We start from the raw sequence: 19,964 nt of genomic DNA on the forward strand, positions 1-19,964 counted from the left end.
CCTCCCGACGGGTCACTGGTTGCCGCGCCGGGCGGCGCGCCGCTGGGCCTTGATGGTGTCGCGGACCTCGCGCTCGGTCTCGGCGTGCCGGCGGGCGGACGCGGCCTTGCGCACCCCGTAGCCGAACGCGGCCACCTTGACCAGCGGGTTCGCCGCGGCGGCGGAGACGACGGTGACCAGGTTGGCGACGTTGGCGCTGATGTTCTGCGCGTGGCTGGTCATTGTGTCGACCTTGGCGAGTTGCAGGTTCACCCCGTCGAGCGAGGTCTGCACCTGCTCCAGGGTGACGTTGACATTGCGCACCGTGGTGTTGACATCACCCAGCAGCGGGCCGGTCCGGTCGTTGAGCTCGTTGATCATCCGGGTGGTGGCGTCCACGGTGTGCCGCAGCCGCAGGATGGGCAGCGTCAGGATCAGCACCAGCATCGCGAACGCGATCGCCGCGATCAGCGCCGCGACCTCCAAAAAGCCCACGCCTGTCCTCCTCAACGAAATGTCTCGGGGCGGCATTATCCCCGATCCGCACGACCGTCTCGCCCGCGCCGACGCCCGCTGGCCCTGCCGAACGAACGGCAGGGTGACACGCGTGACGCCAGACCAGACCCTACCGTCCGTGATGACATTCGGCTCAGGACGGTGGTGACGGCGTCAAGTCACCCAACGGGTCGTCGCCCAGGGTCGGGTAGGGGTCCACACCGGTCAGTGACGGATCGGTGCTCGGCTGGGGCCGGGTCCGGTCGTCGTCGATCGCGTTGCGCACCTTCACCGTCACCAACGATCCAGGGCACTCCTCGGCGGCGGTCTCCGGGTCCAGCGACGGCACCACCGCCGGCTCACCGTCCACCGGAGGCGGTACGCAGGTGGGTGCCCGGACCCAGAGATCGAGGGTCAACTCGTCCCGCCGCCAGCAGGTGTAGCTGCCCTTCTCCTCCTGTTCGGGGCAGTAGGCCGGCTTCCACGGCTGCCAGCCGTCCTGACTGAGCGCCGACTCGTACACCTGGGCGGTCTCCTCCGGTGACCGCTCGGAGTTCACGGTCCGCTCCCGCAGCCGGCAGTCCAGCAGACACCAGCGGCTGCCGCTGACGGCGTCGACCGGGTCGACCGCCGCCCAGGTGGGTACCGCCAGGTCGTCCAACGAGGCGAAGACCGGGTCGCGGCCCTCCGCCCGCAGACCGAAGAAGGCAGGTACCACGCCGAGCAGCAGCACACTGACCACCGCCAGGACCATCACGCGCAGCCGTTGGTTGCCGCCACCCTGGTGGCGCAGTTCGCCACCGGCGTCCGGCCCGTCGTCGAGCGTCCCGTCGGCGTCCCCGCGTTCGGCGTCAGCGGGTCGCCGTACCTCCGGCTCCGCCCCGGGTCGGAGCACGGCCGGGCCCATCGGCGCGACCGCCGCGGCGGCCCGGGCCACCACCGGCGGTTCACCGACCCGCGGCGGCGGGGGTACGGGTGCGGCGCCGGACGGTTCCGGGCGCGACGGGTTACGCGGCGGCGGGGCGGCCCGGCCCGCCTGCCGTTCCTCGGGGCGAACGTTGCCCCGGTGAGGGCCCGGTGGCGGGCCACCGGGTCGGCCGGGGCCACCGGCGGGTGCTCCGTCGGGACCGCCCGCGACGCGCGGTCCGCCGCTGGTGGGGGCCGCCCTCGGCGGCACCGGCGGTTCGTCGCCACGCCGCGCCCCCGGCGGAGGTACGGACGCGAACTCGCCCGACCGTCCCGTCCTCGGCGGCTCCGGCAGCTTGCCGGGGCGTGCCACACCCGGTGGCAGGTCGTCCGGCTCGACGGCGCGGCGCGCCGGTCCGGGCACTGCGGTGTCCGGTTGCCCCGGCACCCGGACAGGCCCCGCCGCCGGCGCTGACCCGGCGCGCCCGGCCACCGACGCCGAGCCCGCCCGCCCGGCCGTCGAGGCCGTTCCGGGCCAGCCGGGTACTGACTGGCCGGTGGTCGACGGCCCGCCCGACGGTGGCTGACTGCTCGCCGGAGGCATGCCCGGCTGGTTGCCGACCGGTGGCATGCCGGGCGGCACCGCACGGCCACGGCCGGTGGGCGGCTCGTCGTGGCGCGGTGCGCCGGCGGCCGGCCGCCGTGGTCCGGTGCCGGGCCGACCCGCCTCGGCGCCAGGGGCCGGACGACCCGGTGGCGGCCCGGCGGGAGTGTCCATACCGCGCTGCTCACGCGTCGCGGGCAGGTCGCCGGTGGACGAACCGGCGGCCCGACCGGCCGGGGCGTTGCCCGGCCGGATCGTGCGCAGCGCCGGATCGGTGTGATGGGCACGACCGGCCTGTCGCAGCCAGTCCGCCGGCCGTTGTGGGCGGTCACCGCGGCCGGCGCCGCCAGCCGGGTCCGCTGGCGGGCGGTCGACAGGGCTGGCCGGGTCGCCCGGTCGTGGGGCGCGTCCGGTGCCGCTGGCCGGGTCCGCCGGGCGTGGGGCGTGCCCGGCACCGCTGGCCGGGTCCGCCGGGCGTGGGGCGTGCCCGGCACCGCTGGCCGGGTCCGCCGGGCGTGGGGCGTGCCCGGCACCGCTGGCCGGGTCCGCCGGGCGTGGGGCGCGACCGGCACCGCTGGCCGGGTCCGCCGGGCGTGGGGCGCGACCGGCACCGCTGGCCGGGTCCGCCGGGCGTGGGGCGCGACCGGTGCCGCCGGTCGGGTCGGCCGGGCGTGGGGCGTGGTCGGTGCGGCCGGCGGGATCCGCCGCCCGCCGCCCCAGGTCATCGGCCGGGCCGGACCGGGCGACCGGCCCTTCCTCGGCGGCTCGGCGGCCGGGCCGGCCCAGCGGTTCCGGCTCCCCTGGGCGTACCGGGGCGGGCACGTCCATCGGGCCGGCCGCCCGAGCACCGGTGACCGGCGGCTCGGGTGCTGCCCGACGCCCCCGGGACGGAGTCGTCGGGGTCTGCGGCGGGACCGGCGACGCGGCCCGGCGGGCCCGGGGCGGATGCTCGTCGCCGGCGGAGGACGACTCGGGAATCGACGGAGCGTTGCCGGACAACGGCACCATCGGTTGGCCCACGTCGGGCTCGGCGGCGCGCCGTCGACCGGCGCGTCGGCCGCCGGCAGGTGCGCCGGTGGGACCGGCCCCCGACACGGGCGTCAGGCCGGCCGGCGGACGACCCGGGCCGCGCTCGACCGGTTCGCCGCCGGGAGGTGCCTCGGGAACCGCCCGACGACCCGGCTGAGCGTACGGGCGTGGCCCGGTGTTGCCTTCCGCCGGACCGGGGACGCCAGCAGGATCCAGGTGTTCCGGTGCGGCACGACGGGGGCCGGCAGGAGTCCCGGCCGGCCGACCGACGGTGCGACGCGACGTGGGCGGGCCCGACACCGGGCCGATCGGGGCACCGGAGACCGGGCCGTCCGGCGTACCGGGGATCGGGCCGGTCACCGGCCCACCGAAGGGCGGCGGGCTGCCGGCCGGACGGGGCCCACCGGCCGCAGCAGGCCCTCCAGGCACAGCGGGTCCCCCACGCGCGGCGGGCCCCCCATGCGCGGCGGGCCCCCCATGCGCGGCGGGGCCGCCAGCCGGGATGGGCCCCCCAGCCGGGCGAGGGCCGCCAGCCGGGGAGGGGCCACCGGCCGGACGGGGTCCGCCAGCCGGGGTGGGGCCACCGGTCTGATGAGGGCCGCCAGCCGGGCGGGTGAGCGGAGCGCCTGGCCAGGGGCCGTCCACCGGGCGGGCGCGGGGCGGTTCGGCGGTTGCCGGGCGTGGCAGGGACGACGGGTCGGCAGCAGTGGGACGTCCGAGATCCGGTTGCGTACGCGCGTCAGCGGTGGGCCCTGGGACCGGCCCCGACGAGCCGGCCGGGGCCGGGTGGGGGCGGCCCGGAAGCGGACCGATGTGGCCGGCGGCCGGCGGGCCGGAACGGTCCGGGCCGGGTGGCACCACCGCGCCGGGTGGCACCGCCGGACCCGGTGGCACTGGACCGGGTGGCACTGCCGGGCCGGACCGGGCGGCCGGTGCCTCGGGCGTGGGTGGCGCGCCGTCGGGACCGAGTCCACCGCGCTGCTGCTTGGCCGAGCGCAGATCGTCGATCCAGCCGAAGTCCTCGCCGCCCTCCGGTTCCTCCGCGACGGCCTCGGACTTGTTGCGGCCCCAACGGCGGTTCTTGGGACGCCGCTCGTCCTGGCCGTCCTCCGGTCGCTCCGAACCAGGCGATCTCACTGTTGACCCTTCCCGTCGGCGCGATCGCCGACCTCATCGGTCACTTCGGCGTCCGCGGTCGTCAACTGCGGTTCCTCGGCACCGGGTCGGGCCGGAGCCCGACCGGAGACCGGTGGCGTCGTCGTGGGGGCGGCCAGTCCACGGACGATCCGGCGCAACAACGGCAGCCGGGTGGCCACCGACCGTTCCGCGCCGTGCTGGCTCGGCTGGTAGTAGTCGGTCCCGACCAGGTCGTCCGGCACGTACTGCTGGCGGACCACGCCACGCTGGTCGTCGTGGGGGTAGCGGTATCCGGTGCCGTGACCGAGGCCGCGGGCACCGGCGTAGTGGGCGTCGCGCAGACTCCGCGGCACGGCGCCACCCCGACCCGCCCGTACGTCGGCGATCGCCGCGCCGATCGCGGTGGTGGCCGAGTTCGACTTGGGTGCGGTGGCGAGGTGGATCACCGCCTGGGCGAGGTTGAGCTGCACCTCGGGCAGGCCGACGTACTCGACCGCGTGCGCGGCGGCGGTTGCCACGCTGAGCGCGCTCGGGTCGGCCATGCCGACGTCCTCGCTGGCGAAGATGACCAGCCGTCGGGCGATGAACCTCGCGTCCTCCCCGGCGACCAGCATCCGGGCCAGCCAGTGCAACGCGGCGTCCACGTCCGAACCCCGCATGCTCTTGATGAAGGCGCTTGTCACGTCGTAGTGCGCATCGCCGGCACGGTCGTAGCGCACAGCCGCGGTGTCCACCGCCCGCTCGGCGGTGGCCAGGTCGATCCGACCGGTGCCCAGCGCGGTGGCCGAGCCGGCCGCCGCCTCCAGCGCGGTCAACGCCTTGCGGACGTCCCCGCCCGCCAGTCGGACGAGATGGTCCTCGGCCTCGCTGTCGAGGGTGAGCGCACCGGCCAGGCCCCGCTCGTCGGTCATCGCCCGGCGCAGCAGGCCGCGCACCGCCGCGTCGTCGAGGGGTTGCAGGGTGAGCAGCACGCACCGGGACAGCAGCGGCGAGATGACCGAGAAGTACGGGTTCTCCGTGGTGGCCGCCAGCAGCGTGACGGTGCGGTCCTCGACGGCGGCGAGCAGGGAGTCCTGCTGGGTCTTGCTGAACCGGTGCACCTCGTCGATGAAGAGCACGGTGGGCGGTCCCCCCGACCGGCGCTGCCGCCGCGCGGTGTCGATCACCGCTCGGACGTCCTTCACCCCGGCCGACAACGCCGACATGGCGACGAACCGCCGGTCGGTGGCAGCGGCCACCAGATGGGCGATGGTCGTCTTGCCGCTTCCGGGCGGCCCCCAGAGGATGACCGACATCGGGGCGTCACCGGTGACGAGTTGTCGCAGTGGCGCGCCGGGGGCGAGCAGGTGGTCCTGACCGACGAGTTCGTCCAGGGTCGCCGGACGCATCCGCACCGGCAGCGGGGCGTCCGGGCCGACCGGGGTGAAGCCGCCGACGCCACTGGGACCCGCCACCGCACTGGCTGCTGCGGCAGGTTCACCCAGGGTGAAGAGCGTCTCGGACTCCATCACGAGAACAGTACCGGGCTCGACCGACGGCGCCAGAATCACGCCGCCGACCGAGCCCGGGATGATCCTTCTCGGTCAGCCGCGACCGGGGCGACGGCCCCGGTACCAGCGGCCACCGCGCCCGCCCACGCCGGCCAGGTGCAACGCGAGCAGCAACAGGCCGATGAGTACGAGAGTGTTCCAGTTGAACAGGTCCGGCGCTCCGAGGTTGCTGCCCAGCAGGTCGAGCAGAAGCGCGAAGCCGAAGACCACGGCGGCGGCGATAGCGAGCATGACGTTCCTCCGGTGGGGGTGCCAGTAGGGTCGTCCCCGCATGTACCCGATCGGTCCCGACGCCAATCTCCACGGTGGACCAGCGACCCGCCCCGACATGGGGTGGGCGACCGCCCGCGAGGGGTCGTTTCGTGCCCTGATCCCGGCACGCCTAGGCTCACCTCATGGTCATCGCCGACGGGGCGCTCGCCGAGCGGGAGGCGATCCTGAGCGCCGTGGACCAGCATCCGTTCGTCCGACACTCGCTGCCGACGCAGGAGCCCTTTCGGGTCTGGCGACGGGGCGGTGCCGTGGGCTGGCGGCTACCCGCTGCCACCCTGGGACCGGTGGGTGGAATCATGGGGCCGCCGGCCGAGGCGCTCGACCTGTTCGGCACGCTCGCCGCCGAGGGTGTCTTCGAGTCCGGCCGCTGGGTGCACCTGCCCCGACTGCCACCGCAAGCCCTCGACGCCGTACCAAGTGTGACGGGCCACGAGGACTGGGACTTCCTCTGGACGGCCACGCTGCCGCCACCGCAGCCGGGCGAGGAGCGGGTGGTCCGGCTCTCCGAGGCCGATCACCCGGCGTTGACCGCACTCATCGACGAGTCGTATCCGACCTCGACGGCACGGCCGGACAATCCGCAGGTCGTCGACTGGTACGGCATCCGCGAGGGTGACCGGCTGATCGCCTGCGGGGCCGACCGGACCCGGGGCGACGTGGGTTTCCTCGCCGGCCTGACGGTGGATCCGGCCTTCCGCGGTCGCGGCCTGGGCGCCGCGCTCACCGCCGGCATGAGCCGCGCGCTGGCGGCCCGTCACGACGCGCTGGCGCTGGGCGTCTACACAGCCAACGTCGGCGCGCTCCGGCTCTACCGCCGGCTCGGTTACACCGCCGTCGTTCCGCTCACCTCGGTCCGCTGCGCCTGACCAGCCGCCGGCTCACCGTCCCCCGACGTTCTGGCCGCCGGCACGCCGACCTCCAGCGCATCGGCTGCGGGGTGGCGGCCGGCGCGCCAGGCCGGTAGGTAGAGCGGCGCGGCGACGGCCAGCACCACCGCGCCGACCAGCATCGCCGTACTCACTCCGGCCCGGTCGCCGATGTAGCCGAGCACCACCCCACCGAGGGCGCCCGCCGGCATCGCCACCATGGAGTTCAGCGAGATCAGACTGGTCCGGTACGGGCCGGCGACCTGCCGATGCAGCAGCCCCATGTGCAACGGGTTGGACGCGCCGTGCACGGCGTAGCAAACGATGAAGGCGATCAGCACTCCGGTCGGACCGGCGAACAGTGCCATGCCGACGACGGTGATGCCCTGCAGGATCCGCAGCACCGCGGCGCCGGGCGCGGCACCGAGCCAGCGGATGAGCAGTGGCGTCAACGCCGCGCCGCCGGCCGAGGCGAGCCACGCCGCCGTATTGGCCGGGCCGAGCAGGGTGGCGGCCCGATCGGCGTCGGCGACCACCTCGGCCAGCCGGATCGGCAACAGCCCCTCGAAGGTGGCCATGCCGAAGCCCCAGAACAACTCGACAGCCACCAACGCGAGCAGCACCCGGGAGCGGCGCAGCAGGCCGAACGCCTCGCCCACCATCCGTGGGGCCTCCCGCACCGAGGCGCGCAGCGCGGCCGGCCCGGTCACCGCGCGTCGCTCCGTCAGCAGAGCCAGCAACGCCACCAGGTAGACCACCTGCAGGCCGACGGCGGCGATCACCGGTCCGGTCAGCGCACTGACCGGACCCATCGGTCCGAGGGCCACCATGGCGCCGCTGAGCAGCGCGCCGGCCGCCATGGCCAGGCCGAGCACCGTGCCGCCCTGGCCGAGCCCGTTCTCGTACCGGGCGTCGGGGTCGGCGGCCAGGGTGGTGTCGACGTACCAGGACTCCAGGGGGCCGCTGTCCAGGGCGCGGAACACACCCTGCAACGCCCAGACGGCGACCAGCAGGGCGAAGGAGTCCGCCACCACCAGCAGCCCGGTCGAGACGAGACCGACCAGGCTCGCCACCACCAGCACCGGCTTGCGCCCGAGGGCGTCGGCGAACCCGCCGGTCGGCAACTCCAGCGCGAGGACCACCACGCCCTGCGCGGCGATGGCCAGACCGATCTGGGTCAGCGTCAGGCCGCGTTCCTGCATGAGCAGGATGGTCACCGGGATCAGCAGGCCGACCGGCAACCAGCGCAGGCCGTGCAGGACCAGGTAACGCCGCCGGACCTGGCGTACGGACAGGGGGTTCACCGGTTGCCACCGATCAGCAACGGCAGCGCGGCGAGGAAGATCTGCACCTGCTCGGCATCGGGCTCGGCCGGATCAGCCTCGGCACGGTAGCGCTCCAGCACCTGCCACACCTCCGTGCGCAGCTCCGCCAGCCGGGTCACCGGAATGGTCATGAAGATGTCGCTCATGCCGAACGCGTCGCGCCAGGCCGGCGGCCACTGGTCGCGGACGGCGAACCACCGCTCGGCGTGCTCGGCGTACTGGCGTACCTGCTCGGCCTGAATCCACTCGACGGCCGCCCGCGCATCCGGGTCGTCGTCGAAGTCGGTGTTCTCCCAGTTCGTGACGTCGTGCGCGGCCCGCCACCACCGCTGCCGCCCGGTCCCCCGGTCGGGCTCCTCGACCACCAGCCCCACCTCGGCCAACTGCCGCAGGTGATAACTGGTCGCCCCGGTGTTGGTGTCGAGCAACTCAGCGAGGCCGGTCGCCGTCGCCGGCCCCTTGATCCGCAACGCCCCCAACAGCCGCGTCCGCAGCGGATGCGCCAACGCCCGAACCTGCCGCCCATCGATCCGCACCCGCCTGGGCCGACCCCCCTCACCACTCCCCATACATCCACAATACTTATGCACAACTCCTATGCACAATCCCTGTGCACCTTCCTTCTCCCCGCGATCTTGCACTTGTGGTCGCCCTTTGGCGTCATTCGCGCGGGTTTGTCCCGACAGAAAGCGCAAGATCGACGGGCGCGGGGCCGCGCGGGTTGCCCGCGCGGGGGTGAGGCTCGCGCGGGGCGGGGGTGGCTCGCGCGGGGGTGAGGTTAGCGGGTGAGGAGTTCGGTGATGCTGCGTAGGCGGGTGCGGAGCAGGGTGGTGGCGCGGGTGGTGTCGAGGCGGATCGTGGTGGGACGGACCAGCCCGTACTCGACCGTGGTCGTGGTCTTCAGGGCGGACGCGTCGAGTCCCTCGTGGTGCGCCACCAGCCGACCCAGCTCGGCCCGGCTGACCGCCTCCGGACCGGCCACGTTCAGCGTGCCGGCGTAGTCCGAAGTCGCCAGTTCCACCACGGCGCTGGCGAGGTCGGTGACGTCGATCGGGCAGCACAGTTCGTCGGTGAAGAGGGTGGCTCGACCGGCCAACGCGTCGCGGCAGAGCTGGATCTGTGTGCTGCCCGCACCCACGATCAGCGAGGTACGCACCAGCACCGCGGACGGGTCGAGCGCCCGTACCGCCGTCTCCGCGGCCGCCTTCGCCGCACCGTACGGGAAGATCGGGGTGGGTGGGTCGTCGTCGGCGTACGCCTCGGGACGCCCGGCGTGCAGCGCGTCGCTGGACATGTGCACCAGCCGGGCACCCACCTCGGCTGCGGCCCCGGCCACGTACGCCGCCCCGTCGGCGGTGACCGCCCAGTCGTCGTACCGGTAGGAGGTGTTGACCACGACGTCCGGGCGCACGTCCGCGACCAGCGCACGCACCGCGGACCGGTCCGTCACGTCCACCCGCCGGACCACCACCCCCGGCACCCGCACGTCACCGGAGTGGCACGTCCCGACCACCGACCACCCCGCGCCGATCCCCCGCCGACACACCTCCCGCCCCAGAAACCCACTACCCCCCACCACCAGAACCCGCATCCTCGGCCTCCCCCGGTTGGTCGATCAAGAAGTTTGCGTCGCCAAAGCGCCTCGATCATGACGCAAACTTCTTGATCACCCAGGAGAGCCAGGAGGGCGAGCAGGAGGGGTGGGTGGGTGGGTCAGGTGGGGTCGGCTACCGGGGCGGCGGGGCCGGCGGTGCCGGGGTGAGAAGGCTGGGCCGGCTTGGGCTTGGCGTCGATGCCGGCCTCGGTGCGCTGCTGGGCGGTGATCGGGGTGGGGGCGCCGGTGAGGGGGTCGAAGCCGCCTCGGGTCTTCGGGAAGGCGATCACCTCGCGGATCGAGTCGGCCCCGGCCAGCAGCATGCAGACCCGGTCCCAGCCGAAGGCGATGCCGCCGTGCGGCGGCGGGCCGTAGCTGAACGCCTCCAGCAGGAAGCCGAACTTGTCCTGCGCCTCCTCGGGCGTGATGCCGAGCAGGTCGAAGACCCGCTGCTGCACGTCGCGGCGGTGTATACGGATCGAGCCGCCGCCGATCTCGTTGCCGTTGCAGACGATGTCGTACGCGTACGCCAGCGCCCGGTCCGGCGCCTCCTCGAAACGGTCCACCCACTCGGAGTTCGGCGAGGTGAACGGGTGGTGCACCGCCGTCCAGCCACCCTCGTCGGTCTTCTCGAACATCGGCGCGTCGACCACCCAGCAGAACGCCCAGGCGCTCTCGTCGATCAGACCGGCCCGCTTGGCGATCTCGATCCGGGCGGCGCCGAGCAACTCCTGCGCCTCCCGGGTCTCGGCGCTGGCGGCGAAGAAGATCGCGTCGCCGGGCTTGGCGCCGACCGCGTCGGCCAGCCCGTTCAGGTGCTCGGCCGACAGGTTCTTCGCCACCGGGCCGCGTGCCTCGCCGGTCTCGGCGTCGAGCACCACGTACGCCAGGCCCTTGGCGCCGCGCGCCTTGGCCCAGTCCTGCCAGCCGTCCAACTCCTTGCGGGTCTGGGACGCGCCACCGGGCATCACCACCGCGCCGACGTAGCCGCCCGCGTCGATCGCGCCGGCGAAGACCCGGAAGGTGGTGCCGCGCAGGTAGTCGGTCAGCTCGGTCAGCTCAAGGCCGTAGCGCAGGTCCGGCTTGTCCGAGCCGTACCGGGCCATCGCGTCGTGCCAGGTGATCCGCGGGATCGGCCGGGGGATCTCGTAGCTGGCCAGATCCGACCAGAGGGCGGACACGATCGCCTCACCGAGGTCGATCACGTCGTCCTCGGTGACGAAGGACATCTCGATGTCCAGCTGGGTGAACTCCGGCTGCCGGTCGGCCCGGAAGTCCTCGTCGCGGTAGCAGCGGGCGATCTGGTAGTACCGCTCCATGCCGCCGACCATCAGCAGCTGCTTGAACAGCTGCGGCGACTGCGGCAGGGCGTACCAGCTGCCGGGCTGCAGGCGGACGGGGACCAGGAAGTCGCGGGCACCCTCCGGGGTGGACCGGGTCAGCGTCGGGGTCTCGATCTCCAGGAAGTCCCGCTCGTGCAGCACGGTGCGGGCGAGCTGGTTGGCCCGCGAGCGCAGCCGCATCGCCTTGGCCGGGCCGCTGCGGCGCAGGTCGAGGTAGCGGTACTTGAGCCGGATGTCGTCGCCGGCCACCACCTGGTCGTCGACCGGCAGCGGCAGCGGCGCCGCCTCGGAGAGCACGTCCAGCTCGGACGCGGTCACCTCGATCTCGCCGGTGGGCAGCTCCGGGTTCTCGTTGCCCTCGGGGCGTCGGGTCACCTCACCGACGACCTTGACGCAGTACTCGTTGCGCAGGGCGTGCGCGTCCTCCTCGCGGAAGACCACCTGGACCACGCCGGAGCCGTCGCGCAGGTCGACGAAGATGACACCGCCGTGGTCGCGCCGGCGGGCCACCCACCCGGCGAGCGTCACCGTGGTGCCGGCGTCCGTCGCGCGCAGGCTGCCGGCGTCATGGGTACGGATCACGGCGTGCGTCTCCCTCGTGAAGCTCTACATCTGCTCCCGGCATTCTCGCAGCACGCCCCCGCCGCCGTTTGCCGGGTGCAAGGAAGGGCCCCTTCTTAACGCCTCAGGTAGCAAAAGGGTCCCCTGTTAACAGCCAGCCCGCACCCCGTTTACCCCCTGCTCCCGACCCGACGGCACCTGGAACCTCGGCACACGCGGGCGGGCCGCCGGAGGAGGAATCCGGCGGCCCGCTGCGGTGAGGAGGGTCAGGGGTACGGACGGATCAGTACACGCTGACGCCGTAGCGGCTCAGCACCGGCCCGACCGGCTGGAAGAAGGTGGTGCCGCCGATGCTGCAGTTGCCGCTGCCGCCGGAGGTCAGGCCGAGCGCGATGGTGCCGCTGAACAGCGAGCCGCCGCTGTCACCGGGCTGGGCGCAGATGTTGGTCCGGATCAGGCCGCGGACCTGACCCTCGGCGTAGTTGACCGTGGCGTTGAGGGCGGTCACCGAGCCGCTGCGTACGCCGGTGGTGCTGCCGGAACGCTGCGCCGACTGGCCGACGTAGGCGTTGCCGGAGGCGGTGATGTCGCGGAAGGTGCCGTTGTAGAGGGAGACGTTGCCCGGCTGCACCACGCTCTGGTTGCTGTACCGGACGATGCCGTAGTCGCTACCCGGGAAGACGCTGCCGGTACGCGAACCCAGCAGCGAGGTCTGGCTGGAGTTGCTGTACCAGTTCGCCGCGATGTTGGTGCAGTGCCCCGCGGTGATGAAGTAGTACGTGCTGCCGGCCCGCACGTTGAAGCCGAGCGAGCAACGCCCGCCGCCCTGCGCGTAGATGGCCTCGCCACCGGAGATGCGGGTGCTCAGCACACCGGCCTCGGCCTCGATGCGTACCGCGCCGTTGGTCCGCGCCGCGGCGGCCTTGACGCGCTCCAGCTTGGCGCCGGTCACCGTGCTGTCGACGGAGACGACGACCTGGTTGGTGGCCGGGTCGACCCACCAGGCGGTGCCCGGGACGGCCGCGGAGCGGTCCAGTTCGGCGGTGGCCCGGTTCAGCTCCGCCGCACCCCGCTTGACCAGCTTCGGGGTGGCGCCGGCCGACGCCACCTGGCGGGCGGCGAGGCTGTCGGTCACCGCGACGACCATCTTGCCGGTCGCGTCGGCGTACGCGCCGGCGGCGCGGGCGCCGAGCCGCTCGGCCAGGGTGGCGGCGGAGTCGGGCGTGGCGGACCCGGGGGCCGCCTGGGCGGGGGTGCCGGCCAGCACGCCGGCGACGAGGGTTCCGGCCGCGGCGACGGTGACCGCGCGGCGCAGCATTGACCTTGTGGGTCGCATGTAACAGCCTCCCGAAGGGGGTTGGAGGGCCCTGTCATGCCGACAGGGCAGGGCAAAACTCGGCCACCTGGGGAAACGGCCAAGCGAAGAGAAGTATTCACACATTTAAGATCATTGACAAGGCCGCCCTTTGCCCCACTTTCCCCGTTCGACCGAGGTAACCCGTCTGCAACATTGTGGATACAGACGGTCATCTATACGCTCTGGTCACCGCCACCACCCGGCAACCGTGCACCGGAGGTCACCATGACCCTCGTCCGACGCGCGCTGGCCACCCTCGCCGGCGTCACCGCCCTCGTCCTGTTCGCCACCAACCCCGCCGTCGCCGACCCCGGCCCACCACCGAACTCGATGGCCAGCCTCGGCGACTCGATCACCCGCGGCTTCAACGCCTGCGGGTGGTACGTCGACTGCACCGGCCGCTCGTTCAGCACCGGCGACGACGCCACCGTGAACAGCCACTACCTGCGCATCCGCCGGGTCAACTCGGCCATCAACGGCCGCAACCACAACGCCGCCCGCACCGGGGCCAAGTCAGCCGACCTGTACGGCCAGGCCGGCACCGCGGTCAGCCAGGGCGTCGGCTACGTGACCATCCTGATCGGCGCCAACGACGCCTGCACCAGCTCGGAGTCGACGATGACCTCGACGGCCACCTTCCGGGCGAACATCGACTCCGCGCTGGCCCGACTCAAGTCCGGCCTGCCCAACGCCAAGATCTACGTGATCAGCATCCCGGACGTGCACCGACTCTGGTCGGTCGGCAAGGGCAGCAGCAGCGCGCGGACGGCCTGGTCGCTCTTCGGCATCTGCCAGTCCATCCTGGCCAACCCGACCTCCACCACCCAGGCCGACGTCGACCGCCGCGACCGGGTCCGCCAACGGGTGGTCGACTTCAACACCCAACTGGCCGCCGCCTGTGCCGCGTACGGCGCAAACTGCCGGTACGACAACAACGCCGTCTTCAGCTACCCCTTCACCCTCGCCCAACTCTCCACCTGGGACTACTTCCACCCCAACACCACCGGCCAACAAGCCCTAGCCACCATCTCCTACCCCACCGGCTACCCCTGGTAGCCCTCCCCCTCCCCCGCCCCCGCCCCTGCACCCCCGCCCCGCGCCCGTACCCTCCCCGCGATCTTGCACTTTGTGTCGGTGCGAACCGGAGCAAAAGCCCCGAAAGCGCGACCGAAAGTGCAAGATCGACGGGCGCGGGGCGGGCACGGGGCGGGGCGGGAGGCTGCGTGGCGCGAGGGCCTGCGTGAGGCGGGAGCGCGCGCTGAGGGCAGAGCCTGCGCGGGGCGGGAGGCCTGCGCGGGGCGGGAAGCCCGCGGGGTGGGAAGCCCGTGCGGGGTGGGGAGGCTAGCGGGGGTGGGCGCCGGGGCCGGGGCGGGGGATGAGGTCGCGGGGGTCGGTGACCCGGTGGCCTGCGGTGCAGTGGAGTTCCACGTGCACCTCGGCGCCGCAGTCGCGGTGGCCGACGCTCAGCGGCGACCCCTCCGGGTCGGCGAGGTAGCGGTCACCCCAGGCCAGGACGGCGACCAGTACCGGCCACAGGTCGAAGCCCTTGGGGGTGAGGCGGTACTCGTGGCGGATTCGGCTGCCCGGCTCGCGGTACGGCTCGCGGCGTAGCACGCCCTGCTCGACCAGGCCGGCCAGCCGGTTGGTCAGCACCTGCCGGGGGATCCCCGTCCGCACCCGCATGTCGTCGAAGCGGCGGACTCCGTTGAACACCTCACGCAGCACCACCAGGGTCCACTTCTCGCCGAGGATCTCCATGGCGCGGGCGACCGTGCAGTTGTCCACCGACCAGTCCAATGCGGCGGGTCTCATGCCACCAGGCTAGGTCTCGTTGACAGACTCAGCAACCGCTGCCAGGCTGAGTCCATGACGCAGACGCAGGATGCGACGCGCAGCCGCACCTTCTCGTGGTCCGACCCGAGCATCAACGCCGCGCAGATCGGCCGGCGCAGCGGCCTGGAACTGCTCCGCGCCATGGTCGCCGGCGAACTGGCCGCCCCTCCGGTGATGCACCTGATCGACATGGCCAGCATGACCGCCGAGGAGGGGCGGGTGGTGGTCGAACTGCAGCCGCAGGAGTTCCACTACAACCCCCTCGGCACGGTGCACGGCGGCGTCATCTCGACGCTGCTGGACACCGCCGCCGCCTGCGCCGTACACAGCACTCTGCCGGCCGGCATCGGCTACACCACGCTCGACCTGAACGTGAAGTTCCTCCGCCCGGTGACCGTGAACTCCGGCACGCTGCGCTGCGAGGGGACGGTGCTGCAGCAGGGCCGTCGTACCGCCCTGGCCGAGGCCCGGCTGACCGACGGGCGGGGCAGTCTCGTCGCCCACGCCACCTCCAGTTGCCTCCTGCTGCCCCTGGAGCCTCCCGCTGCCTGACGCACCCGGCACCGGGCGGCACGCGAGCCGCCCCGGGCGTGATCGTCGCCAGAGCCAGCAACGACCACGCCCGGGGCTTCACCGGGTACGAGCACAACCAGACCCGGCAAGCGGCCGTCGGCCGGCGGACAGGCGGTCCGGGTTGCAGCGGGACCACGCCGGCACCGGCTCGGTGCCGACCCGCTCAGCCGACCAGCGGCTTGAGGTCGGCCTGGGGTGGGGTCCACTCCCCCGCCACGGCGGGGACCTGGTCACCGGAGCGGATGTCCTTGACCTCGTCGGGCGCGCCGTCTGTGCCGGGGAACCAGACGTACGGGATGCCGCGCCGCTCGGCGTACCGGATCTGCTTGCCGAACTTCGCCGCGCTCGGTGAGACCTCGGTGGGGATGCCCCGCGCGCGCAGCGCCTCGGCGACCCGGTTGCTGGCCGGGCGCTGCTCCTCGCTGGTCACGGCGACCAGCACGCAGGTCGGCACCGACCGGGACACCGACAGGGCGTCCGCACCGAAGAGCAGGCCGAGCAGCCGGGTCACCCCGATGGAGATGCCCACCCCGGGGAAGCGGACGTTGCCGGCGCTGGCCAGGTTGTCGTACCGGCCGCCGGAGCAGACCGAGCCGAAGCGCTCGTACCCGATCATCTGGGTTTCGTAGACGGTGCCGGTGTAGTAGTCCAGGCCCCGGGCGATGCGCAGGTCGGCCACGCAGAGGCCGGGCGAGTGCGCGGCGGCGGTCTCCACCACCCGGACCAGCTCCTCGACGCCCTCGTCCAGCAACGGGTCGCTGACCCCCAGCCCACGCACCGCGTCGGCGAAGGACGGGTCCGGCGCGGAGATCTCGGCCAGCGCCAGCACCGCCTTGGCCTGCGCCTCGCTGGCCCCCGCAGTGGTCGCCAGCAGTTCCGTCACCCCGGCCGGGCCGATCTTGTCGAGCTTGTCGACCGCGCGCAGCGCCGCCTCCGGGTCGGTCAGCCCGATGCCCCGGTAGAAGCCCTCGCAGATCTTGCGGTTGTTGACCTGGATGCGTACCGGCGGGATCGGCAGCGACCGCAGCGCGTCGCCGATGACCAGCGGCATCTCCGCCTCGTAGTGCGGCGCGAGGGTGTCCCGGTCGACGATGTCGATGTCGGCCTGGAGGAACTCGCGGTAGCGACCCTCCTGCGGGCGCTCGCCGCGCCACACCTTCTGGATCTGGTACCGCCGGAAGGGGAAGTTCAGCTTGCCGGCGTTCTCCAGCACGTAGCGGGCGAACGGCACGGTCAGGTCGAAGTGCAGGCCGAGGGTGTCGTCGCCGGACGGACCCTCCGGGTCCCCGTGCAGCCGGCGGATGACGTAGACCTCCTTGGAGGTCTCCCCCTTGCGCAGCAGCTGGTCCAGCGGCTCGACCGCGCGGGTCTCCAGCGGGGCGAAGCCGTACAGCTCGAAGGTCGACCGGATCCGGTCCAGGACGTACTGCTCGATCATCCGCTGGGCGGGCGTCCACTCCGGGAAGCCGGAGATGGGCGTGGGCTTGCTCATGATGCTCCGTTCGGAAACCCGCACGGTCCGCGCGGGTGAGCGTGGGAGCGGCCGCTACAGGCCGCGGGTGGGGGCCGCCGGTCGCCCGCCGCCCATCCCGGCCACCTCAGCGAGGTACGGGTTGGTGGCGCGCTCGCGGCCGATGGTGGTCGCGGGGCCGTGGCCGGGCAGTACGACGGTGTCGTCGGCCAGCGGCAGGATCTTGTCCCGCAGGCTGGTCAGCATCGTCGGCATACTGCCGCCCGGCAGGTCGGTGCGGCCGATCGAGCCGGCGAACAGCACGTCACCGGAGAGGCAGACCTGCTCGGCCTCCCACGGCGAACCGGTGCCGGGCAGTCGGAACAGCACCGACCCGCCGGTATGGCCGGGCGCATGGTCGACGGTGATCTCCAACCCGGCGAGGGTGAGCGTCGCACCGTCGGCCAACTCGGCCACGTCCTCCGGTTCGGCGTACGGCAGCCGCCCGCCGAACAGCTGGGTCAGGTCCGTCGACAGCGCCTTGGCCGGATCAGCCAGCAACTCCCGGTCCCCCGGGTGCACGTAGGCGGTGATCCCCCGCGCCCCGCAGACCGGCGCCACCGAGAAGGTGTGGTCCAGATGGCCGTGGGTGAGCAGCACCGCGGCCGGATGCAGGCGATGCTCGGCCAGCAGCGCGTCGAGCCGGTCGATCACCCCGATGCCGGGGTCGACCACCACGCACTGTTCCCCCGGCCCGGTCGCGACCACGTAGCAGTTGGTACCGAAGGCGTCGGCGGGAAAGCCGGCTACGAGCACGTCCGCTCCTCATCTGTCGTGCTGTCCGTCGGTCGAAGCCTAACCGGCAGCTCGCGACGTTTTCGTCGTCCGCCCCACCAGCCTCACCGGGCGCTGGTATGTCCCGATCAGCCCGTGCGCAGACCTCGTACACGACTTTTCCAGCCAGTACCCGTACACTCTGGCGGGCGTGTGGCGTGGCGCACCTGCCGCCCGAGGGGTACGCGCAACCACCGGCTTGACGAACAGGGTAGAGGAAGGGGAGCACGGGTGGCTTCCAGCAGGGACCGGCAGCGCAAACTGGCGCGGGCCAAGCTCGACCGGCAGATGGCTCGTCGGGCCGCCGCCCTCAGACGACGTCGGCAGATTCGTGCCGGGGTCGGCACCGCCCTGATCCTCGTCCTTGTCGTGGCGGGCTCGGCCTGGGCGTTGGGCGCGTTCGACCGGGAACCGTCCGAGGACACTGCCAGCCCGGAGATCTGCCTCTGGACCCCGCAGAACACCGAGGGCAACAGCAACCTCAAGGACGTGGGCGAGCCGGCCACCACCGGCCTGCCGACCACCGGTACGCGGCCCATGACGGTGACCACCAACCAGGGCGGGCCGATCAGCATCGAGCTGGATCTCGCGAAGGCGCCGTGTGCCGCCGCGAGCATCGCCCACCTGGCGGGCCAGTCGTTCTACGACAACACCAACTGCCATGAGATCACGGCCGAGGGCGCGGTGCGCTGCGGTGACCCGAGCGGCACCGGGCTGGGCGGCCCGGCTTACTCGTTCTACAGCGAGAACGTGCCGACCCCGCCGGAGAGCAGCCCGGCCCCGCCGAGCGAGCCGCCGACGTACCCCAAGGGCACGGTCGCGATGATCTCGAACCCGCCGGGCGCGAACAGCAGCCAGTTCCTGATCTTCTTCAAGGACTTCACCACCCACGACGATCCGGCGTACCCGATTATCGGTCGGGTCACCGGGGGCCTCGACGTGGTGGAGAAGATCGGTGCCCTGCCGACCGTGGACAATGAGGCTGGGCAGAAGGTCAAGCCGGAGAACGACGTGGTCATCCAGAGCCTGACCGTCGGTGAGCCGGTGCTCGATCCGGCCTCGCCGGCCGACCCCACGGGTACGCCGAGCCCGGCGGTCTCCGGCTCGACCGAGGCCAGCCCGAACGCCGGCTGACCCGTCACGGGCCAGCGGCATCCACAGACAGTCCAGGAGGATCGAGCGTGACGTCCACCAGAGAGCGGCAGCGCGCGGCGGCCCGCGCCCGGCTCGAGAAGGAGATGGCCGAGCGGGCGGCCCGGGCCCGCAAGCGCCGCCAGACGCAGGCGGTCGTGGGCGGCGGCGTGGTCCTGCTGCTGGTGGTCGCCGGTACGGTCTGGCTGGCCAGCAGCCTGATCGGCGACGACAGCGGCACCGACACCACCGCCCAGAGCGCGGACACGGTGCAGTGTGACTGGGTCGAGCTGCCCAACGGCGAGCGGAGCCCGACGACCAAGGACGTCGGCATGCCACCCGTCGAGCAGAGCAAGGTCGGCATCCAGACCATGACGATCACCACCAACCTCGGTCCGATCACCGCCCGGATCGACCGCTCGGCGGTGCCCTGCACCTCGGGCAGCTTCATCCACCTGGCCGAGCAGAACTTCTTCGACAACACCAAGTGCCACCGCCTGGTGACCGAGGGCATCAAGGTGCTCCAGTGCGGCGACCCGAGCGCCACCGGCAAGGGCTGGCGGGACAGTGACGGCACCGGCGGCCCGAGCTACCGGATGGCCGAGGAGAACCTGCCGACCGACAAGCGTCCGCCGTACCCCGCGGGCGTCATCGCGATGGCCAACTCCGGCCAGCCGGCCAGCAGCGGCAGCCAGTTCTTCATCGTCTACGGCGACTCGCCGCTGGACCCGAACTACACCGTGCTCGGCACCATCACCGACGGCATGGACATCGTCGAGGACGTCGCCAAGGCAGGCGACGACGGCGCCTTCGCCCAGCAGGCCGGTGGCGGCCACCCCAAGAAGGAAGTCGTCATCACCGACCTGACGATGAGCTGACCTCCTCCTCCACCGCACATTGAAGGGCCCGCCGGCTACGCCGGCGGGCCCTTCAACATCCACCCCCGCACCCCCGCACCCCCGCCCACCCGCACACCCCCCCACCCCTACGCCCTATCCACCCCACCATCTGACCACCCCACGTGCAAGCTCCCCGTGCACCAACCCCCCGCGCGCAGCCCTCACCCCTCCCCAACTCCTCTCTGCACCCTCGCAGCCCCGACTCCTGGACAGCCAGCCCGGTGT

The 19,964-nt window shown here is 72.9% G+C and carries 17 protein-coding genes; 5 read left to right on the forward strand and 12 right to left on the reverse strand.

Features of this window, described 5'->3' with window-relative positions; genetic code table 11:
* Window positions 1-12: 12 nt before the first annotated feature.
* From JMF97_RS27965 to JMF97_RS27980, 4 genes are all read right to left on the reverse strand, one after another.
* Window positions 13-474: a DUF948 domain-containing protein gene (locus JMF97_RS27965; protein ID WP_013732746.1), complete on the reverse strand. Its 462-nt coding sequence runs from the start codon at window positions 472-474 to the stop codon at window positions 13-15.
* A gap of 154 nt (window positions 475-628) precedes the next feature.
* A complete protein-coding gene (locus tag JMF97_RS27970) occupies window positions 629-1,381 on the reverse strand; it encodes a hypothetical protein (RefSeq protein WP_412101329.1) in 753 nt (250 codons plus the stop codon).
* Between the two features lie 2,765 nt (window positions 1,382-4,146).
* On the reverse strand, window positions 4,147-5,658 hold the full coding sequence (locus JMF97_RS27975) for a replication-associated recombination protein A (RefSeq protein ID WP_203224243.1): 1,512 nt from the start codon (window positions 5,656-5,658) through the stop codon (window positions 4,147-4,149).
* A 75-nt stretch (window positions 5,659-5,733) separates the two neighbouring features.
* On the reverse strand, window positions 5,734-5,931 hold the full coding sequence (locus JMF97_RS27980; protein ID WP_013732742.1) for a hypothetical protein: 198 nt from the start codon (window positions 5,929-5,931) through the stop codon (window positions 5,734-5,736).
* A gap of 164 nt (window positions 5,932-6,095) precedes the next feature.
* On the opposite strand from JMF97_RS27980, the gene JMF97_RS27985 reads away from it, so the two are divergent.
* A complete protein-coding gene (locus JMF97_RS27985; protein WP_203224244.1) occupies window positions 6,096-6,839 on the forward strand; it encodes a GNAT family N-acetyltransferase in 744 nt (247 codons plus the stop codon).
* Here JMF97_RS27985 and JMF97_RS27990 read toward each other — a convergent pair.
* The 5 genes from JMF97_RS27990 to JMF97_RS28010 form a co-directional block, all read right to left on the reverse strand.
* Window positions 6,797-8,143, reverse strand: coding sequence for an MFS transporter (locus tag JMF97_RS27990; RefSeq protein WP_203224245.1), 1,347 nt, complete (start codon window positions 8,141-8,143; stop codon window positions 6,797-6,799). The genes JMF97_RS27985 and JMF97_RS27990 overlap by 43 nt on opposite strands.
* Entirely contained in the window at window positions 8,140-8,733 is a 594-nt protein-coding gene (locus JMF97_RS27995) for a helix-turn-helix domain-containing protein (RefSeq protein WP_203224246.1), read from the reverse strand. Before JMF97_RS27995 ends, JMF97_RS27990 begins: the two co-directional genes overlap by 4 nt.
* Window positions 8,734-8,942: 209 nt before the next feature.
* A complete protein-coding gene (locus JMF97_RS28000) occupies window positions 8,943-9,755 on the reverse strand; it encodes a sugar nucleotide-binding protein (protein ID WP_203224247.1) in 813 nt (270 codons plus the stop codon).
* A 122-nt stretch (window positions 9,756-9,877) separates the two neighbouring features.
* Entirely contained in the window at window positions 9,878-11,683 is a 1,806-nt protein-coding gene (aspS, locus tag JMF97_RS28005) for an aspartate--tRNA ligase (protein ID WP_203224248.1), read from the reverse strand.
* A gap of 262 nt (window positions 11,684-11,945) precedes the next feature.
* Entirely contained in the window at window positions 11,946-12,998 is a 1,053-nt protein-coding gene (locus tag JMF97_RS28010) for a S1 family peptidase (protein WP_203224249.1), read from the reverse strand.
* Window positions 12,999-13,244: 246 nt separating this feature from the next.
* Here JMF97_RS28010 and JMF97_RS28015 point away from each other — a divergent pair, with 246 nt between their 5' ends.
* A complete protein-coding gene (locus tag JMF97_RS28015; RefSeq protein ID WP_203224250.1) occupies window positions 13,245-14,075 on the forward strand; it encodes an SGNH/GDSL hydrolase family protein in 831 nt (276 codons plus the stop codon).
* 285 nt (window positions 14,076-14,360) lie between these two features.
* On the opposite strand, the gene JMF97_RS28020 is transcribed toward JMF97_RS28015, so the two are convergent.
* Window positions 14,361-14,831 (reverse strand): winged helix-turn-helix transcriptional regulator, encoded by a 471-nt coding sequence (locus JMF97_RS28020; protein ID WP_203224251.1) that lies wholly within the window; start codon window positions 14,829-14,831, stop codon window positions 14,361-14,363.
* Window positions 14,832-14,885: 54 nt separating this feature from the next.
* Here JMF97_RS28020 and JMF97_RS28025 point away from each other — a divergent pair, with 54 nt between their 5' ends.
* On the forward strand, window positions 14,886-15,404 hold the full coding sequence (locus JMF97_RS28025; protein ID WP_203224252.1) for a PaaI family thioesterase: 519 nt from the start codon (window positions 14,886-14,888) through the stop codon (window positions 15,402-15,404).
* Between the two features lie 184 nt (window positions 15,405-15,588).
* Here the strand turns inward: JMF97_RS28025 and hisS are convergent, their stop codons facing one another.
* Together hisS and JMF97_RS28035 are read right to left on the reverse strand one after the other, a co-directional pair.
* Window positions 15,589-16,917 carry a histidine--tRNA ligase gene (hisS, locus tag JMF97_RS28030; RefSeq protein WP_203224253.1) on the reverse strand — a complete coding sequence of 443 codons (1,329 nt, stop codon included), beginning with the start codon at window positions 16,915-16,917 and terminating at the stop codon, window positions 15,589-15,591.
* A 54-nt stretch (window positions 16,918-16,971) separates the two neighbouring features.
* Window positions 16,972-17,691: an MBL fold metallo-hydrolase gene (locus JMF97_RS28035; protein WP_203224254.1), complete on the reverse strand. Its 720-nt coding sequence runs from the start codon at window positions 17,689-17,691 to the stop codon at window positions 16,972-16,974.
* A gap of 249 nt (window positions 17,692-17,940) precedes the next feature.
* On the opposite strand from JMF97_RS28035, the gene JMF97_RS28040 reads away from it, so the two are divergent.
* On the forward strand, window positions 17,941-18,843 hold the full coding sequence (locus JMF97_RS28040; RefSeq protein ID WP_203224255.1) for a peptidylprolyl isomerase: 903 nt from the start codon (window positions 17,941-17,943) through the stop codon (window positions 18,841-18,843).
* Between the two features lie 47 nt (window positions 18,844-18,890).
* The gene (locus JMF97_RS28045) at window positions 18,891-19,718 is read left to right on the forward strand and encodes a peptidylprolyl isomerase (protein ID WP_203224256.1); all 828 of its coding nucleotides are present in this window, start codon (window positions 18,891-18,893) and stop codon (window positions 19,716-19,718) included.
* Window positions 19,719-19,964: the final 246 nt, after the last annotated feature.

This window comes from Micromonospora fiedleri (assembly GCF_016774385.1).
Lineage (GTDB): Bacteria > Actinomycetota > Actinomycetes > Mycobacteriales > Micromonosporaceae > Micromonospora > Micromonospora gifhornensis.